Source organism: Oxalicibacterium flavum, from assembly GCF_014635065.1.
Lineage (GTDB): Bacteria > Pseudomonadota > Gammaproteobacteria > Burkholderiales > Burkholderiaceae_D > Oxalicibacterium > Oxalicibacterium flavum.
The window spans coordinates 551,042-568,542 of sequence record NZ_BMCG01000003.1 but is presented as its reverse complement, the minus strand read 5'-3'; the positions used below and the strand labels follow the sequence as shown (position 1 = coordinate 568,542).

Here is a 17,501-nt window from a genome sequence, read left to right as displayed (position 1 = left end):
TAAAAATGCCCCGCTCGTGCGGGGCATTTTTTCAAGCACGATACGCTTACTTGGCCGACATCAATGCGACCGTGGTATCCAGCATGCGGTTCGAGAAACCCCACTCGTTGTCGTACCACGACGAGACCTTGACCAGGCGGCCCGAGACCTTGGTCAGCGTCGCGTCGAAGTTGCTCGAAGCCGGGTTGTGGTTGAAGTCAACCGACACGAACGGCTCGGTGTTGTAGGTCAGGATGCCTTTCAGCGCGCCTTCCGAGGCTTCCTTCATGATCGCGTTGATTTCATCGACGGTGGTGTCGCGCGCCGCGATGAAGGACAGATCGACGATGGAGACGTTGATGGTTGGCACACGGATCGCGAAGCCGTCGAGCTTGCCGTTGAGTTCAGGCAACACGAGGCCGACGGCGGCGGCGGCGCCGGTCTTGGTCGGGATCATCGACTGCGTGGCAGAACGTGCACGGCGCAGGTCTTCATGCATGACGTCGGTCAGCACCTGGTCGTTGGTGAAGGCGTGCACGGTTGTCATCAGGCCGTTGACGAGGCCGATCTTGTCGTTGAGTGGCTTGACCAGCGGCGCCAGGCAGTTGGTGGTGCACGAGGCGTTGGAGATGACAGTGTCGCTGGCTTTCAGCACATTGTTGTTGACGCCGAACACCACGGTCGCATCGACGTCCTTGCCGCCGGGCGCGGAGATGATGACTTTCTTGGCGCCACCCTTCAGGTGCGCCGAGGCCTTTTCCTTGGTGGTGAAGAAGCCCGTGCATTCGAGCACGACATCGACGTTCAGCTCGCCCCACGGCAGCTTGGCCGGATCGCGTTCGGCAAACACCTTGATGCGGTCGCCGTTGACGACCATGTAGTCGCCGTCCACCTCGACCGTGCCGGGGAAGCGGCCGTGCGCGGTGTCGTAGCGGGTCAGGTGGGCGTTGGATTCCGGCTTGCCGAGATCGTTGATCGCGACGATCTGAATATCGTTTTTCTTGCCGCTTTCGTAGTGGGCACGCAGGACATTGCGGCCGATACGGCCATAGCCGTTAATTGCAACGCGGATGGTCATTCTTGTTCTCCAGAAAATTCAACATCAACGAAAGAAACTTCACTGCACGGACGGCTGCTTGCTCGCGCAGGCTTCCAGCAATGCGGGCAGATCGCGCCAGCCGTAGCCGGCTTCCATCAGATCGAGCTCGTCCCAGGTAAACGGTTGTTCGACTAGCAACTCGGCGCCGAGTTCTTCATAAAAGCCGCGCGCCGCCTTGTTCTCGGAAATCACCCACACCAGCAAGCCTTCCGCACCCTTCTGCTGCATCGCCTCGGCCACCAGCGCCAGCAGGCGACGACCGACGCCGCCGCGCTGCGCGATCGGCTTCAGATAGATGGCGGTCAGTTCGGCGTCGAAGCCGAGCTTTTCCGGCGCCAGCAGCATGCCCGAGGCGAAGCCGACGATCTCGTCGCCGGCCAGCGCCACGAACACGGCGACCGCCGGCACGTCGGCCAGCAGCACCTGCGACCACATCGCGATGCTGTCCTCGGTCTTCATGCCGTCGAGGTAGGCATCGGGCATCACGCCACGATAGGTGGTGCGCCAGCTATCGACGCGCAGCGCCGCGATCGCGGCGGCATCGTCGGGCGTGGCGCGGCGGAAGCTGATCTCGGTCACGCCAGCACTTTTTTGACGGTGGCGACGACGTTTTCGACCGTGAAGCCGAAGTGCTTGAACAGCACGCCGGCCGGCGCCGATTCGCCGAAGGTGTCGATGCCGACCACGCCGCCTTCGAGGCCGACGTACTTGTACCAGAAGTCGGTCACGCCGGCTTCGATCGCCACGCGCGGCACGCCGCGCGTGAGCACGCTGGCCTTGTAGGCGGCTTCCTGGCGGTCGAACACGTCGGTTGACGGCATCGAGACCACGCGCGCGCCGACGCCGTGCTTGGCAAGCTCGTCGGCGGCCTTGGTCGCCAGTTCGATCTCGGAACCGGTGGCGATCAGGATCACCTTGGCATCCTTGGCGTCGCGCAGCACGTAGCCGCCGCGGCGGATGTTGGCGATCTGCTCGGGCGTGCGCTGCTGGAACGGCAGATTCTGGCGCGAGAAGATCAGCGTGCTCGGGCCGTTGCGGCGCTTGACGGCCTGCTCCCATGCGATGGCCGATTCGACCGTGTCGCACGGACGCCAGTTGTCGAGGTTGGGGATCAGGCGCAGGCTGGAGACATGCTCGATCGACTGGTGCGTCGGACCGTCTTCGCCAAGGCCGATCGAATCGTGGGTGAAGACGAACAGCGAGCGGATCTTCATCAGCGCCGCCATGCGCAGCGCGTTGCGGCTGTAGTCGGAGAAGGTCAGGAAGGTCGCGCCGAACGGGATGTAGCCGCCATGCAGGGCGATGCCGTTCATGATGGCGCTCATGCCGAACTCGCGCACGCCGTAGTTGATGTGGTTGCCTGGCTGGCCGGCGCGCACCGCGACCGATTCCTTCCAGTTGGTCAGGTTGGAGCCGGTCAGGTCGGCCGAGCCGCCGAGGAATTCTGGCAGTACCGGCGCCAGCGCCTGGATCGCGTTCTGGCTGGCCTTGCGGGTGGCGATGGTTTCGGCCTTGTCGACGCAGGCGGCGATATAGGCGTCAACCGTCTTGTCGAAATCGGCCGGCAGTTCGCCCGCCACGCGGCGCGCGAGTTCGGCGGCTTCCTTCGGGAATTGCTTGGCATAGGTTTCGAGCCTGGCGTTCCAGTCGTGCTGCGCCTGCGTGCCCTTTGCTTTCGCGTCCCATGCGGCATAGACGTCGTCCGGCAGCTCGAACGGCACATGCTGCCAGAGGATGGCTTCGCGCGTGGCGGCGATCTCGATGTCGCCGAGCGCGGCGCCGTGCACGCCGTGGGTACCGGCCAGGTTCGGCGAACCCTTGCCGATGATGGTCTTGCAGCAGATCAGGGTCGGCTTGTCCGACTGCTTGGCGGCGGTGATGGCCGCGTCAACCGCATCGACGTCGTGCCCGTCAACCGCGCGGATCACGTTCCAGCCGTAGGCTTCGAAGCGCTTCGACGTGTCGTCGGTGAACCAGCCCTCGACGTGGCCGTCGATCGAAATGCCGTTGTCGTCATACAGCGCGATCAGCTTGTTCAGGCCCAGCGTGCCGGCCAGCGAACAGGCTTCGTGCGAGATGCCTTCCATCAGGCAACCGTCGCCGAGGAAGACATAGGTGTAGTGGTCGATGACGTCCAGGTTTGGACGATTGAATTCGGCGGCCAGCAGCTTTTCGGCCAGCGCCATGCCGACCGCGTTCGTGATGCCCTGGCCGAGCGGGCCCGTGGTGGTTTCCACGCCGGGTGTGATATCGACTTCCGGGTGGCCCGGCGTCTTGGAATGCAGCTGGCGGAAATTGCGGATCTCGTCCATCGACAGGTCGTAGCCGGTCAGGTGCAGCAGCGCGTAATGCAGCATCGAGCCGTGGCCGTTGGAGATGACGAAACGGTCGCGGTTGACCCACTTCGGATCGGCCGGGTTGTGCGAATAGTGCCGCGACCACAGCGCCACCGCGATCTCGGCCATGCCCATCGGCATGCCTGGGTGGCCGGAATTGGCTTTTTGCACAGCATCCATTGCCAGCGCGCGGATTGCGTTGGCCATCTTGGTGGTCGTCAGCGAGGAAGTCATGTTTGAATAAGAAGGGCGGTCGATGGAGTGGAATCAAGGCAGACCGCAGGCGGTCCGCCACGCCTTGCGGCGAGGGTGTTGCGAAGGCGCATATTTTACCAGAGAGCGCCTCCCCGGACTAAAATCGCTGCTGGTGAAAACTTTGCATCCATGCGTTTTCGGCAACCTTTGCCGCGCACCCAACCGGAAAGTCCGCATGCCCCGCTTTTTCTGCCCGCAACCACTCGCCATCGGCCAGACCGTTTCCCTCCCCGACCACGTTGCGCACCACGTCCAGGTGCTGCGCCTGGCCGTCGGCGACCGCATCACCCTGTTCAACGGCGACGGCGGCCAATATACGGCGACGCTGGCGACCATCGAGAAGAAACGCGCCAGCGCCGACATCAAGCTGTTCGAGCCGGTGGAAACCGAACTGCCCTACGCCGTGACGCTGGCGCAGGCGCTGCCCGAGGCATCCAAGATGGACTGGATCATCGAAAAGGCGGTCGAGCTCGGCGTGCACGCGATCCAGCCGCTGGCCGCGCAGCGCTGCGTGGTGCGCCTGTCGTCGGACCGCGCGGAAAAGAAGATGCAGCACTGGCAGGGCGTGATCGTCGCCGCCAGCGAACAAAGCGGCCGCAATCGCCTGGCGACGCTGGCCGAGCCGGTCGCCTTCTCGCAATGGATCGCGCAGGACGACCTGCACCGACGCGTGCTGCTGAGTCCGCGCGCCGAGCAGTCGCTGTCCGACTGGGCGCGCCACCAGCCGCCACAGTCGCTGGCGCTGCTGATCGGTCCCGAGGGCGGCTTCACCGAGCGCGAGGAGGACGACGCCATCGCGCGCGGCGTGCTGGCGCTGTCGATGGGGCCGCGCGTGCTGCGCACCGAAACCGCGGGGCTGGCGGCGCTGGCGGCGCTGAACGCGGTATGGGGTGCGATGTAGCGCGCCTCGGCGCCTGAAACGCCCGTTCCGGCGTCGCGCGCCGGGGAAATCGCGGCGAAAGCATTTATAATGCAAGGTTTTGCGGCGGCCCCGCCGCCCGGCTCTTCCTGACTCGATGAAGGTATTTCGCGGACTTCCCAATGCGGCATCGCGCGCACCGTGTGCGCTGGCGATCGGCAACTTCGACGGCGTGCATCGCGGCCACCAGGCCCTGCTGGCGCGCCTGCGCGAAGTCGCGTCGTCCATGGGGCTGGAGTCGGCGGTGATGACCTTCGAGCCGCATCCGCGCGAATACTTCGCGGCGCGTGCCGGCGATCCGTCGCGTGCGCCCAAGCGCATCGCCAGCCTGCGCGACAAGCTGGCCTCGCTGTCGCGCGCCGGCGTCGATCGCGTGATCGTCGAGCATTTCAACGAACATTTCGCCGCACTGACGCCGCAGGAATTCGTCGAGAACATCCTGGTGCACGGGCTGCACGTCAAGTGGCTAATCGTCGGCGAGGACTTCTGCTACGGCGCGCGCCGCGCCGGCAACGTCGCCACCCTGCTGGAAGCCGGCGAAAAATACGGTTTCACGGTGGAGTCACAGCCGACCGTGACCAGCAGCGGCACGCGTATCTCGTCGTCGGCGGTGCGCGAGGCGCTGATGCACGGCGATTTCGCCACCGCAGAAACCCTGCTCGGTCATCCGTATTCGATCTCCGGTCACGTGGTGCACGGCAAGAAGCTCGGCCGCACCATCGGCTTTCCGACGCTGAACCTGCGCGTCAGCCACAACCGCCCTGCCGTTTCCGGCATCTACGTGGTGCAGGTGCATGGCCTGGCGGACCAGCCGCTGCCCGGCGTGGCCAGCATCGGCGTGCGGCCGACGGTCGATGACAGCGGCCGCGTGCTGCTGGAAACCCATGTGTTCGATTACAACCAGCCGTGCTACGGCAAGCTGGTACGCGTGGAATTCCTGAAGAAGCTGCGCGACGAGGAAAAATACATCGACCTGCCGACGCTGACCGCCGCCATCGTGCGCGATGCGGTCGAGGCGCGCGCCTGGTTCGCGCAACTGCCTACGCAGCGCAGCGACGGCGCGACCTCGGCCACCGACCGAATTTGACGATCGAACGTCCTGCCGGCAGTGCCGGCGCCACGTCCGTTCGATCCACCGATATCTTTCGAAAAGCAGACCATGTCCGACAATCAGAACAAAACCGAGAAAAAAGCCGAAAACAAATCCGGCAAGCCGGCCAGCAAGTATCCGGTCAACATGACCGATACCGCCTTCCCGATGCGCGGCGACCTCGCCAAGCGCGAGCCGCAATGGGTCAGGCAATGGCAGGAACGCAAGATCTATGAAAAGATCCGCGCCGCTTCCAAGGGCCGCCCCAAGTTCATCCTGCACGACGGCCCACCGTATGCGAACGGCGACATCCACCTCGGCCACGCGGTCAACAAGATCCTGAAGGACATGATCATCAAGACACGCCAGTTCGACGGCTTCGACGCGCCTTACGTGCCGGGCTGGGACTGCCACGGCATGCCGATCGAGATCCAGATCGAAAAGCAGTTCGGCAAGAACCTGCCGACCGAGGAAGTCATGGCCAAGGCGCGCGCCTATGCCAACGAACAGGTCGAGCGCCAGAAGAAGGACTTCATCCGCCTCGGCGTGCTCGGCGAATGGGACAACCCGTACAAGACCATGAACTTCGGCAACGAGGCCGATGAAATCCGCGCGCTCGGCACGCTGATGGAGAAAGGCTACGTCTATCGCGGCCTGAAGCCCGTCAACTGGTGCTTCGACTGCGGCTCGGCGCTGGCCGAGGCGGAAGTCGAATACCAGGACAAGCGCGATCCGGCGATCGACGTCGGTTTCCCGTTCGCGGAACCGGACAAGGTCGCCAAGGCCTTCGGTCTCGCCAGGCTGCCTATCGACAAGGGCTACGCCGTCATCTGGACCACCACGCCGTGGACCATCCCGTCCAACCAGGCGCTCAACATGCACCCGGAACTGCGCTATGCGCTGGTCGAAACCGCGCGCAACGGCGAGCCGCTGCTGCTGATCCTGGCCGCCGACCTGGTCGAGGACGTACTCAAGCGCTACGGCTTCGAAGGCAAGGTCATCGCCAGCTGCGACGGCGCAGCACTCGAAGGCATACGCTTCAAGCATCCGTTCGCCGATCTCGATCCCGCCTACAACCGCACCTCGCCGGTCTATCTGGCCGACTACGTGGCGGCCGACAGCGGCACCGGCATCGTGCACTCGGCGCCGGCCTACGGCGTCGATGACTTCATCTCGTGCAAGAAGCACGGCCTGCGCGACGACGAGATCATCGCGCCGGTGATGGGCGACGGCCGCTACGCGTCGTGGCTGCCGCTGTTCGGCGGCATGACGATCTGGGAAGCCTCCAAGCCGATCTGCGCCAAGCTCGACGAAGTCGGCTCGCTGTTCAAGCTCGTCATGTTCGACCACAGCTACATGCACTGCTGGCGCCACAAGACGCCGATCGTCTATCGCGCAACCTCGCAATGGTTCGCCGGCATGGACGTGATGCCGAAAAACCAGGGCGCGACGCTGCGCGAAACGGCCCTGGCCGCGATCGAGGAAACGCAGTTCTTCCCGGGCTGGGGCAAGGCACGCCTGCACGGCATGATCGCCAACCGTCCGGACTGGACGCTGTCGCGCCAGCGCCAGTGGGGTGTGCCGATGGCCTTCTTCGTCCACAAGGAAACCGGCGACCTGCATCCGCGCACGCCGGAACTGCTGGAACAGATCGCGCAGCGCGTCGAGCAGGAAGGCATCGAAGCCTGGCTCAAGCTCGATCCGAAGGAACTGTTGGGCGACGAAGCGGACCTCTACGTGAAGAACCGCGACACGCTGGACGTCTGGTTCGATTCGGGCTGCACGCACCAGACCGTCTTAGGTGGACCAAAAGGACAGGGTTCGCACGGAAAAGAACTGGCCTTCCCCGCCGATCTGTACCTCGAAGGTTCGGACCAGCATCGCGGCTGGTTCCATTCCTCGCTGCTGACCTCGTCCATGCTCAACGGCCGCGCGCCCTACAAGGCGCTGCTGACGCACGGCTTCACGGTGGACGGCGAAGGCCGCAAGATGTCCAAGTCGCTCGGCAACACGCTGGCGCCGCAGAAGATTTCCGACACGCTGGGCGCCGACATCCTGCGCCTGTGGATCGCCTCCACCGACTATTCGGGCGAACTGTCGATCTCGGACGAGATCCTGAAGCGCGTGACCGAAGCCTACCGCCGCATCCGCAACACGCTGCGTTTCCTGCTTTCCAACACCTCCGACTTCGATCCGAAGAAGGACCTGGTGGCGGTGGCCGACATGCTCGAGATCGACCGCTACGCGATCGCGCAGATGCAGGCGATGCAGGACGAGATCCGCGCGCACTACACGGTCTATGAATTCCACCCGGTGGTCGCCAAGCTGCAGGGCTACTGCTCGGAAGACCTCGGCGGCTTCTATCTCGACATCCTGAAGGACCGTCTCTACACAAGCGGCGTCGCCTCGCATGCACGCCGCTCGGCACAGAGCGCGATCTGGCACATGACGCAGTCGCTGCTGCGCCTGCTGGCGCCCATCCTGTCGTTCACGGCCGAGGAAGCGTGGGCCGTGTTCGCCGGCGAGGAAGCCGGCGACACCCTCTTCACGCAGACGCACTACGCGCTGCCCGAAGTGGCCGACGGCGCCGCGCTGCTCGCCAAGTACGCGACCCTGCGCGAGATTCGCGACGGCGTGATGAAGCAACTGGAAGAAGTCCGCGTGGCCGGCGGCATCGGTTCCTCGCTGCAGGCCGAAGTCGATCTCGCGGTCACCGCCGACAAGTACGCGCTGCTGGCGAGCCTGGACGACGACCTCAAGTTCGTCTTCATCACCTCCGCCGCGCGCGTGGCGCAGGCGGCGAGCGCCGACGAGGAAAGCGTCACCGTCACGCCCTCGGCACACGAAAAATGCGAGCGCTGCTGGCACTATCGCGTCGAAGTGGGGTCTCATGCCGAGCATCCGGGCCTGTGCAGCCGCTGCATTTCCAACCTGTTCGGTCAGGGCGAGACGCGGCGCTTCGCCTGATCCAGGGTCGTGCCGGTTGCGTACAGCGCGCCGGCACGACGTTCATCCACGCAACCGACACCATCGATGGCAAACAAACGCTCCCTTTCCTCCGCCGGCCTGCTGCCCTGGCTCGGCATCGCCACCATCATCATCCTGCTCGACCAGATCACCAAGATCGCGGCGGTGCGCATGCTGGCCTATGGCGAATCGGTGGCCATCACCTCCTTCTTCAATTTCGTCCACGTCTATAACAAGGGCGCGGCGTTCAGCTTCCTGGCATCCGAAACCGGCTGGCAGCGCTATTTCTTCACCATCCTCGGCCTCGCTGCCGCCGTCTTCATCATCTATCTGCTGAAGAAGCACGCCGGCCAGCGCCTGTTCAGCTGGGCACTGGCACTGATCCTCGGCGGTGCGCTCGGCAACGTGATCGACCGCCTGCTGTACGGCCACGTGATCGACTTCCTCGACTTCCACGTCGGCGGCTGGCACTGGCCGGCCTTCAACGTGGCCGACAGCGCGATCTGCATCGGCGCCGTGCTGTTCATCTACGATGAACTGCGGCGCGTCGGCAAGTAGGGCATCGCAGGCGGATACAGGCAAGTACAGACGATACGGACGAACTGCTACACTAGCCGGCAATCTTTCAGGAGACGGTATGGATCTCGCTGGTAAACACATCGTGCTGGGCCTCTCCGGCGGCGTGGCCTGCTACAAGGCCGCCGAACTGACGCGCGCGCTGGTCAAGGCCGGCGCCTCCGTGCAGGTGGTCATGACCGAAGCGGCCAGCCATTTCATCACGCCGGTCACCATGCAGGCGCTGTCCGGGCATCCCGTCTATACGCATCAGTGGGATGCGCGCATAGACAACAACATGGCGCACATCGACCTCACGCGCGAGGCCGACGCCATCGTCATCGCGCCCTGCTCGGCCGATTTCATCTTCAAGCTCGCGCACGGTGCCTGCGACGATCTGTTGTCCACATTGTGCGTGGCACGTCCCGCCCATCTGCCGCTGCTGGTGGCGCCTGCCATGAACGTCGAGATGTGGCAGAACCCGGCCACCCAGCGCAACGTGGCGCAGCTGCGCGCCGACGGCATCGCCCTGCTCGGCCCCGACGCCGGCGCACAGGCCTGCGGCGAAACCGGCATGGGACGCATGCTGGAACCAGCACAGTTGCTCGAGGAAATCGTCGCAGCCTTCCAGCCCAAGGCGCTCGCCGGCAAATCGGTACTGGTGACGGCCGGCCCGACCTTCGAACCGATCGATCCGGTGCGCGGCATCACCAACCTGTCGTCCGGCAAGATGGGCTATGCGATCGCGCGCGCGGCGCGCGAGGCCGGCGCCGAGGTCACGCTGGTATCCGGCCCGACCGCGCTGGAAACGCCGTTCGGCGTGCAGCGCATCAATGTGCAGACGGCGCAGCAGATGCACGACGTCGTCATGGCGCGCGCGGCAGCGCAGGATGTATTCGTCGCCGTCGCCGCCGTCGCCGACTGGCGCGTGCGCAACGTCGCCGCGCAGAAAATCAAGAAGACCGCCGAGAGCCGCACGCCTGCGCTCGAATTCGACGAGAACGTCGATATCCTGGCCGCAGTCGCCGCGCTCGACAAGAAGCCGTATTGCGTCGGCTTTGCCGCCGAATCGGAAAACCTGGTCGCGCACGGCGAGGCCAAGCGCCGCAAGAAGAACATTCCGCTGCTGGTCGGCAACATCGGCCACCAGACCTTCGGCCAGGACACCAACGAACTGGTCCTGTTCGACGACCATGGCCACACGCCGCTGCCGCATGCAGACAAACAGACACTCGCGCGCCAGCTGATCGGCGAGATCGCCGCGCGCCTCACCACCTCCCAATCCTGATCCCCGCAACATGAAAACAATCGACGTCAAGATTCTCGACCCGCGCATGAAGGACCAGCTGCCGGCCTACGCCACGCCGGGCAGCGCCGGTCTCGACCTGCGCGCCTGCCTCGACGTGCCGCTGGTGCTCGAACCCGACAGCACGCACCTGGTGCCGACCGGCCTTGCGATCCATCTCGCCGATCCGGGCTACGCCGCCGTCATCCTGCCGCGCAGCGGCATGGGCCACAAGCACGGCATCGTGCTCGGGAACCTGGTCGGCCTGATCGACTCCGATTACCAGGGCCAGCTCATGGTCTCCACCTGGAACCGCGGGCAGACCGCCTTCACGCTGAACCCGATGGAGCGTCTGGCGCAACTGGTCATCGTGCCCGTGCTGCAGGTCGGCTTCAATGTCGTCGAGGAATTCGGCGCCAGCGAACGCGGCCAGGGCGGCTTCGGCAGCACCGGCAAACACTAATTTCAGGAGAACGACTTATGCAAGGCCTGCTTCACCCCTTCGTATCCCGTCTGCGCCGCCTTCCCTCCCGCACAACCGCCTGCCTGCCGCTGGCCGCGCTTGTGCTGGCAGGCTGTTCTACCGTCTCGCTCGACACGCCGCGCACGAGCGGTCCTGCCGCCGGTACGCCGCCCGCCGAATCGCAGCAACTGCAGACGCTGCGCCTGATCACCACGCAGCAGGAGCGCCTCTACAACGTGTCCGCGCCACTGCTGGTCGATAACGCGGAACTGTGCAGGAACAATGCGCGCAAGCTGATCGGTTTCACCGCCAAGACGCGTTACTCGTATTCGGAAGACTATGTTGACGCCGCCACCACGCTCGGACTGGAAGAGCGCCTGCAGATCACCGGCGTGCTGAAGAACAGCGGCGCCGCGCGTGCCGGCGTGCAGCGCGGCGACGTCCTGCTGACGGCCGAGAACCAGGCCATGCCGCAGGGTCCGAACGCCGAGCGCCAGGCAGCCGCCGTGCTCGGCCCCATCGTCAACAGCCTGTCGACGGTACGTCTCGGCCTGCTGCGCAACGGTGCGCCGGTCAACCTGAACGTGCCGCTGACGCCAGCCTGCGGCTTCGGCATCGAACTCGGCAACGTCGATAACGTCAATGCCTACGCCGACGGCCGCCGCGTGCTGGTCACGCGCGGCATGCTCAACTTCGTGCGCAACGACACCGAACTGGCCTACGTCCTGGCGCGCGAACTTGCGCACAATGCGCTCGGCCATCCGTCGCGCCAGCAGATGAACGCCACCATCGGTGCCGTCATCGACAACATGACGCGCGTCAATCCCGACCTGAGCGTGCTCGGTGGCAGTGCCGGCATCCAGCCTTACCCGCAGGACCTTGACGGTGCAGCCGATACCGTGGCGCTGTACATGCTGGCGCGTGCCGGCTACAGCGTCGATGGCGCAGCCGCCTTCTGGCAGCGCCTGGCGAACCAGTATCCGGCCAGCGTCACCAACGGCTACACCGCCCTGCATCCGGCAACGCCGGCGCGCCTGATCGCGATCCGCAAGGCGACGGCCGACATCAAGGCCAAGCAGGCATCGCGCCGGCCACTGCTGCCCTGAACAGAGCGATGATGAAAAAAGGGCGATGCCATGGCATCGCCCTTTTTGTTTGTCCATGCGCCAGCAGGAAATCGACAGCCCGTACAGCGGCGTTTACACCCCGCCGCGCATCGCCTTGTCGATGTCCTCGCGCGTCAGGTCGGGCGCGAACTCGAGGATGAAATCGTAGGTATAGCTGCGCAGGTAGGCCCCCTTGCGCACCGCCAGGCGCGTGACGTTCTCCGCGAACAGATGCGCGCCGTCGATGACCTTGAGGCCGGGATTGGGACCGTTCCTCTTCAGCGCCATCGAGGCCACCAGCCCCACGCCGAGGCCGAGTGCGACATACTGCTGGATCACGTCCGAATCCATCGCCGTCAGCACGATGTCGGTGGTCAGATCGGCATTCTTGAAGGCGTCGTCGATATGGCTGCGGCCGGTGAAGCCGAGGTCATAGGTGATCAGCGGATACTGCGCAAGGTCCTGCAGCTTGACAGGCGACTTCTCGAGCAACGGATGACCGTCCGGCACCACGATCGCATGGTGCCAGCGATAGCACGGAAAGGAGACCAGATCCTCGAACTGGCTCAGGCCCTCGGTCGCGATGCCGATGTCGGACTTGCCGGACAGCACCCATTCGGCGATGTGCTCGGGCGAACTCTGCTGCAGCGCGATGCGCACCTTGGGAAACGCCGTACGGAATGCCTGCACCACCTTGGGCAGCATGTAGCGCGCCTGCGTGTGGGTGGTCGCGACGGCCAGCGTGCCGATCTCCTGCTCCGCGTATTCGCGGCTGGCGCGCTGCAGGTTTTCCGCTTCCAGCAGCAGGCGGTCGATGATCTGCAGGATGCCGCGGCCGGGATCGGTGAGGCCGGTCAGGCGCTTGCCGTTGCGTTCGAAGATATCGACGCCGAGCTCTTCCTCGAGCTCGCGGATCTGGCGGCTCACACCAGGCTGCGAGGTGAAGAGCACATTGGCCACTTCGGTCAGGTTATAGCCGCAGCGTGCGGTTTCGCGTATCGATCGTAATTGCTGAAAATTCATTGCAAGACACCTCGGTCAAACATCGTCGTCATGGGCAAACGGGTTACTGAATCTGCGCGATCACTCCGACGACGTCCGACGGAAGTGTCAGGGGCAATCGCTCAAACGGAATCGTCGACAAACACCTGCAGACGTTTCGGGCGCACCACCAGCGTCTCGCCTTCCTTCAGCGACAACGACGAGAAGCGGTCGTTCGGAATCACTGCTTCGATAAGGTCGCCGTTGTCGTCACGCTCGAGTTCGAGCTGCGCCAGCGGGCCGATCGCATGGGCGCGGCGCAGCTGCACCACGATGCCTTCGGCGCCCGACGTGTAGCGCTCGACTTCCAAATCGTGCGGACGCACGTAGCCGATGCCCTTGGCATCCTGGGTGCCGACGTGATCCGGCGCATCGAAGCGGATGCCCTCGGTCTGCAGCACGCCTTCGTGCACGCGGCCGTGGAACAGGTTGACGTTGCCGAGGAAGCCATAAACGAACGGCGAAGCCGGGTTGTTATAGACATCCTTGGGCGAACCGATCTGTTCGACATTGCCCTTGTTCATCAGCACGATCTGGTCGGCCACCTCGAGCGCCTCTTCCTGATCGTGGGTCACGAAGATGCTGGTGACGTGCAGTTCGTCGTGCAGGCGGCGCAGCCAGCGGCGCAGTTCCTTGCGCACCTTGGCATCGAGCGCGCCGAACGGTTCGTCGAGCAGCAGCACGCGCGGTTCGACCGCCAGTGCACGCGCCAGCGCGATACGCTGGCGCTGGCCGCCCGACAGTTGCGGCGGATAGCGGTCGGCCAGCCAGTCGAGCTGCACCAGCTCGAGCAGCTTGGTGACCTTTTCCTTGATCTGCGCTTCCGACGGACGCGTCGCCTTCGGGCGCACGCGCAGGCCGAAGGCGATGTTGTCGAACACGGTCATGTGCTTGAACAGCGCGTAGTGCTGGAACACGAAGCCGACCTGGCGTTCGCGCACGTGGCGCGCCGAGGCATCCTCGCCGTCGAGCAGCACCTGGCCGTGGTCGGGCTGTTCGAGGCCCGCGATGATGCGCAGCAAGGTCGTCTTGCCGCAGCCCGACGGGCCCAGCAGAGCGGTCAGTTCACCCGCCGGGAAATCCAGCGAGACGTTGTTCAGTGCCGTGAAGCTGCCGAACTGCTTGTGAATGTTTTTGACTTCGATGCTCATGATCCCTGCTCCTGAAACTGTTCGTGTGTGTCGCGCAAGCGCCATTCAATAAAGGTTTTGAGCGCAAGTGTAACCAGTGCCAACAAGGCCAGCAACGACGCAACGGCAAAAGCAGCGGAAAACTGATACTCGTTGTACAGAATCTCGACCTGCAGCGGAATCGTGTTGGTCTGACCACGAATGTGGCCCGACACGACCGACACCGCGCCGAATTCGCCCATCGCACGCGCATTGCAGAGGATCACGCCGTACAGCAGGCCCCACTTGATGTTGGGCAAGGTGACGTGCCAGAAAGTCTTCCAGCCGTTGGCGCCCAGCACCAGCGCAGCCTCTTCCTCCTCGCTGCCCTGCGACTGCATGAGCGGAATCAGCTCGCGCGCCACGAAGGGGAACGTGACGAAGATGGTCGCCAGCACGATGCCCGGCACCGCAAACAGGATCTTGATGTTGTGTTCCTGCAGCCATTCGCCGAACCAGCCCTGCGCACCGAACAGCAGCACGAAGATCAGGCCGGAAATCACGGGCGAGACCGAGAACGGCAGGTCGATCAGCGTCAGCAGGAAGCTCTTGCCGCGGAAATCGAACTTGGCGATGCACCACGACGCCGCCACGCCGAACACCAGGTTCAGCGGCACCGCGATGGCCGCCGTCAGCAGCGTCAGCTTGATCGCGGAGATCGCATCTTCCTCGAGAATCGCGGCGACATAGGCATCCCAGCCTTTTTTCAGCGCCTCGGCGAAGACCGCAACCAGCGGCACGAACAGGAACAGCGTCAGGAACGCCAGCGCGACGCCGATCAGCAGCACGCGCACCCAGACCGGTTCCAGCGTGGCGGCCGGCACCACCGGTGCGGTACGCGTGCCGGCAGCGAACGGCAGGCCGGCGGAAGGAGCAATGGCGGACATGTCAGACTTTCTCCACCTGACCGCGCTTGCGGGACCAGGCTTGCAACAGGTTGATCGTGAGCAGCATCGTGAACGAGACCAGCAGCATCACCATAGCGATGGCAGTGGCACCCGCATAGTCGTACTGCTCAAGCTTGGTGACGATGAACAGCGGCGTGATTTCCGACACCATCGGCATGTTGCCGGCAATGAAGATGACGGAACCGTATTCACCGGTCGCGCGTGCAAAGGCCAATGCAAAGCCCGTCAGCAGGGCCGGCAGCACGGTCGGGAAGATCACCTTGGCGAAGGTCTGCCAGTGGTTGGCGCCCAGACTGGCGGCGGCTTCCTCGAGCTCGCGCTCGGCGTCTTCCAGCACCGGCTGCACGGTGCGCACCACGAACGGCAGGCCGATGAAGGTCAGCGCCACGATCACGCCCAGCGGCGTGAACGCCACCTTGATGCCGATGGCAGCCAGATACTGGCCGATCCAGCCATTGGCCGAGTACAGCGCGGTCAGCGCAATGCCGGCCACTGCGGTCGGCAGCGCGAACGGCAGGTCAACCAGCGCGTCGATGATCTTCTTGCCCGGGAACTGGTAGCGCACCAGCACCCACGCCACGATGCCGCCAAACAGCACGTTCAATGCGGCGGCAATCAGCGAAGCGCCAAAAGTCAGTTTGTAGGATGCCACCACGCGGTCCGAGGTCACGGCCGCGACGAAACCGTCCCAGTTCATCGTGAACGTGTTGATGAAGACCGCAGAGAGCGGGATCAGCACGATCAGGCACAGATAGAACAGCGTAAACCCGAGCGAAAGATGGAAGCCCGGCAACACGCGTGTCGGGCGATATTTCCCTGATGGAACGGCGGCAATGGCGGACATATGCGTCTCTTATTACAAATATAGCTAACAGGCCGCCATAATTGCACCCGATCGTTATAAAAAGAACGAATCTTTTCGCATGTCCTTAGAAGAAAAACAAATAAAGAAACCTGCCGGGAGGCAGGTAAACAGATAATGGCCCGGAACGGGCAACCGGGCGGGTAGCCCGCCCTTCGGTCTCAGTAATTGACTAGGCGTGCCGGTGCGGTCTTGCCTGGCGCTTCCTGCTGCGGGTCGAGGACGCGATCGCCCTGTGCATCGCGGATACGCGTCACCAGCCCCATACGGTTCATCAGGGCAATGAAAGGCGCCGGATCGAGTTCTTCCACATTGGCCATCTCGCCGATATCCCAGGTACCGTTGGCGATCAGCATGGCGGCCGCCACGGCCGGCACCCCGGCGGTATAGGAAATCGCCTGACTGCCGACTTCCTCGTAGCAGGCCCGGTGGTCGCAGACGTTATAGACCAGCACCTCCTGAGTCCTGCCGCCCTTGATCCCCTTGATCAAGTCACCGATGACAGTCTTGCCGGTATAAGCGGGCGCCAGCGATGCCGGGTCCGGCAGCACCGCCTTGACGACTTCGAGCGGCACCACTTCCTGGCCGCGCGCGGTGCGCACGGGCTGCTCCGACAGCAGGCCAAGGTTCTTGAGCACGTTGAAGACGTTGATGTAATGCTCGCCGAAGCTCATCCAGAAACGGATGTTGGGCACGCCGAGGTTCTGCGACATCGAATGCAGTTCGTCATGTCCGGTCAGATAGGTCGTGACCTTGCCGGTCACCGGCATGTCCCAGTCCTGGCGGTGCTCGAACATCGCATTCGATTTCCATGCATTGTTTTCCCACGACCAGACAGTCGAGGTGAATTCGCGGAAGTTGATCTCGGGATCGAAGTTGGTCGCGAAGTAGCGGCCGTGGCTGCCGGCGTTGATGTCGATGATGTCGATCGAATCGACGCTGTCGAAGCAGTTGTCGAGCGCATAGCGCGCGTAGGCATTGACCACGCCCGGATCGAAGCCGACGCCGAGCACGGCCGTCACGCGCGCATCCTTGCAGGCGTCGCGCCGCTTCCATTCGTAGTTGGCATACCAGGGCGGCGTCTCGCACACCTTGGCCGGATCTTCGTGGATCGCCGTATCGAGATAGGCGGCACCGGTCTCGATGCAGGCCGCCAGCACCGACATGTTGAGGAAGGGCGAACCGACGTTGATGACGATCTGGCTGTGGGTAGCGCGGATCAGAAACTTGGTGGCGTCGATATCCATGGCATCGAGCGCGTGCGCCTGCAGATGGCGGTCCTGCTGCAGGCTGCCCTTTTCATGGACCGAATCGATGATGGCCTGGCACTTCGACAGCGTGCGCGAGGCGATATGGATATCGCCGAGCACCGCATTGTTCTGTGCGCACTTGTGCGCGACGACGTGCGCCACGCCGCCGGCGCCGATAATGAGGACATTGCGCTTCATTGGTCTTCCCCCTTCACTC

The 17,501-nt window shown here is 64.0% G+C and carries 15 protein-coding genes; 7 read left to right on the top strand and 8 right to left on the bottom strand.

Annotated features, from left to right (window positions below; genetic code table 11):
- Positions 1-46 precede the first annotated feature (46 nt).
- The 3 genes from gap to tkt are packed head-to-tail and all read right to left on the bottom strand — an operon-like array spanning position 47 to position 3,648.
- On the bottom strand, positions 47-1,057 hold the full coding sequence (gene gap / locus IEV38_RS09735) for a type I glyceraldehyde-3-phosphate dehydrogenase (RefSeq protein ID WP_188395978.1): 1,011 nt from the start codon (positions 1,055-1,057) through the stop codon (positions 47-49).
- Between the two features lie 39 nt (positions 1,058-1,096).
- The gene (locus IEV38_RS09730; protein WP_188395977.1) at positions 1,097-1,657 is read right to left on the bottom strand and encodes a GNAT family N-acetyltransferase; all 561 of its coding nucleotides are present in this window, start codon (positions 1,655-1,657) and stop codon (positions 1,097-1,099) included.
- The gene (tkt, locus tag IEV38_RS09725) at positions 1,654-3,648 is read right to left on the bottom strand and encodes a transketolase (protein ID WP_188395976.1); all 1,995 of its coding nucleotides are present in this window, start codon (positions 3,646-3,648) and stop codon (positions 1,654-1,656) included. Before tkt ends, IEV38_RS09730 begins: the two co-directional genes overlap by 4 nt.
- A 196-nt stretch (positions 3,649-3,844) precedes the next feature.
- On the opposite strand from tkt, the gene IEV38_RS09720 reads away from it, so the two are divergent.
- The 7 genes from IEV38_RS09720 (at position 3,845) to IEV38_RS09690 (ending at position 12,054) form a co-directional block, all read left to right on the top strand.
- A complete protein-coding gene (locus IEV38_RS09720; protein ID WP_188395975.1) occupies positions 3,845-4,570 on the top strand; it encodes a 16S rRNA (uracil(1498)-N(3))-methyltransferase in 726 nt (241 codons plus the stop codon).
- Positions 4,571-4,685: 115 nt separating this feature from the next.
- Positions 4,686-5,675, top strand: coding sequence for a bifunctional riboflavin kinase/FAD synthetase (locus tag IEV38_RS09715; RefSeq protein WP_188395974.1), 990 nt, complete (start codon positions 4,686-4,688; stop codon positions 5,673-5,675).
- A gap of 72 nt (positions 5,676-5,747) precedes the next feature.
- Positions 5,748-8,645, top strand: coding sequence for an isoleucine--tRNA ligase (gene ileS / locus IEV38_RS09710; RefSeq protein WP_188395973.1), 2,898 nt, complete (start codon positions 5,748-5,750; stop codon positions 8,643-8,645).
- A gap of 66 nt (positions 8,646-8,711) precedes the next feature.
- Positions 8,712-9,203 carry a signal peptidase II gene (gene lspA / locus IEV38_RS09705; RefSeq protein WP_188395972.1) on the top strand — a complete coding sequence of 164 codons (492 nt, stop codon included), beginning with the start codon at positions 8,712-8,714 and terminating at the stop codon, positions 9,201-9,203.
- A 79-nt stretch (positions 9,204-9,282) separates the two neighbouring features.
- Positions 9,283-10,488, top strand: coding sequence for a bifunctional phosphopantothenoylcysteine decarboxylase/phosphopantothenate--cysteine ligase CoaBC (coaBC, locus tag IEV38_RS09700; protein WP_188395971.1), 1,206 nt, complete (start codon positions 9,283-9,285; stop codon positions 10,486-10,488).
- Positions 10,489-10,498: 10 nt separating this feature from the next.
- On the top strand, positions 10,499-10,948 hold the full coding sequence (gene dut / locus IEV38_RS09695; RefSeq protein ID WP_188395970.1) for a dUTP diphosphatase: 450 nt from the start codon (positions 10,499-10,501) through the stop codon (positions 10,946-10,948).
- Between the two features lie 17 nt (positions 10,949-10,965).
- A complete protein-coding gene (locus IEV38_RS09690; protein WP_188395969.1) occupies positions 10,966-12,054 on the top strand; it encodes a M48 family metallopeptidase in 1,089 nt (362 codons plus the stop codon).
- A 93-nt stretch (positions 12,055-12,147) separates the two neighbouring features.
- Here IEV38_RS09690 and IEV38_RS09685 read toward each other — a convergent pair whose 3' ends face one another.
- The 5 genes from IEV38_RS09685 to IEV38_RS09665 all read right to left on the bottom strand — a co-directional run bounded on the left by IEV38_RS09685 (position 12,148) and on the right by IEV38_RS09665 (position 17,482).
- Entirely contained in the window at positions 12,148-13,077 is a 930-nt protein-coding gene (locus IEV38_RS09685; RefSeq protein WP_188395968.1) for a CysB family HTH-type transcriptional regulator, read from the bottom strand.
- Positions 13,078-13,178: 101 nt separating this feature from the next.
- The gene (locus IEV38_RS09680) at positions 13,179-14,246 is read right to left on the bottom strand and encodes a sulfate/molybdate ABC transporter ATP-binding protein (RefSeq protein WP_188395967.1); all 1,068 of its coding nucleotides are present in this window, start codon (positions 14,244-14,246) and stop codon (positions 13,179-13,181) included.
- Positions 14,243-15,151, bottom strand: a complete 909-nt coding sequence (gene cysW / locus IEV38_RS09675) for a sulfate ABC transporter permease subunit CysW (protein WP_188395966.1) — start codon at positions 15,149-15,151, stop codon at positions 14,243-14,245. The genes IEV38_RS09680 and cysW overlap by 4 nt, the downstream gene beginning before the upstream one ends.
- Before the next feature lies 1 nt (position 15,152).
- Entirely contained in the window at positions 15,153-16,016 is an 864-nt protein-coding gene (cysT, locus tag IEV38_RS09670; RefSeq protein ID WP_188395965.1) for a sulfate ABC transporter permease subunit CysT, read from the bottom strand.
- A 179-nt stretch (positions 16,017-16,195) separates the two neighbouring features.
- Positions 16,196-17,482 (bottom strand): saccharopine dehydrogenase family protein, encoded by a 1,287-nt coding sequence (locus IEV38_RS09665; protein ID WP_188395964.1) that lies wholly within the window; start codon positions 17,480-17,482, stop codon positions 16,196-16,198.
- Positions 17,483-17,501: the final 19 nt, after the last annotated feature.

Coding starts and splice junctions, on each gene's coding strand:
- IEV38_RS09680 (WP_188395967.1), bottom strand. CDS start 14,246: ATGAGCATCGAAGTCAAAAACATTCACAAGCAGTTCGGCAGCTTCACG.
- dut (WP_188395970.1), top strand. CDS start 10,499: ATGAAAACAATCGACGTCAAGATTCTCGACCCGCGCATGAAGGACCAG.
- IEV38_RS09685 (WP_188395968.1), bottom strand. CDS start 13,077: ATGAATTTTCAGCAATTACGATCGATACGCGAAACCGCACGCTGCGGC.
- IEV38_RS09665 (WP_188395964.1), bottom strand. CDS start 17,482: ATGAAGCGCAATGTCCTCATTATCGGCGCCGGCGGCGTGGCGCACGTC.
- IEV38_RS09690 (WP_188395969.1), top strand. CDS start 10,966: ATGCAAGGCCTGCTTCACCCCTTCGTATCCCGTCTGCGCCGCCTTCCC.
- IEV38_RS09715 (WP_188395974.1), top strand. CDS start 4,686: ATGAAGGTATTTCGCGGACTTCCCAATGCGGCATCGCGCGCACCGTGT.
- lspA (WP_188395972.1), top strand. CDS start 8,712: ATGGCAAACAAACGCTCCCTTTCCTCCGCCGGCCTGCTGCCCTGGCTC.
- tkt (WP_188395976.1), bottom strand. CDS start 3,648: ATGACTTCCTCGCTGACGACCACCAAGATGGCCAACGCAATCCGCGCG.
- coaBC (WP_188395971.1), top strand. CDS start 9,283: ATGGATCTCGCTGGTAAACACATCGTGCTGGGCCTCTCCGGCGGCGTG.
- ileS (WP_188395973.1), top strand. CDS start 5,748: ATGTCCGACAATCAGAACAAAACCGAGAAAAAAGCCGAAAACAAATCC.
- cysT (WP_188395965.1), bottom strand. CDS start 16,016: ATGTCCGCCATTGCCGCCGTTCCATCAGGGAAATATCGCCCGACACGC.
- IEV38_RS09720 (WP_188395975.1), top strand. CDS start 3,845: ATGCCCCGCTTTTTCTGCCCGCAACCACTCGCCATCGGCCAGACCGTT.
- cysW (WP_188395966.1), bottom strand. CDS start 15,151: ATGTCCGCCATTGCTCCTTCCGCCGGCCTGCCGTTCGCTGCCGGCACG.
- gap (WP_188395978.1), bottom strand. CDS start 1,057: ATGACCATCCGCGTTGCAATTAACGGCTATGGCCGTATCGGCCGCAAT.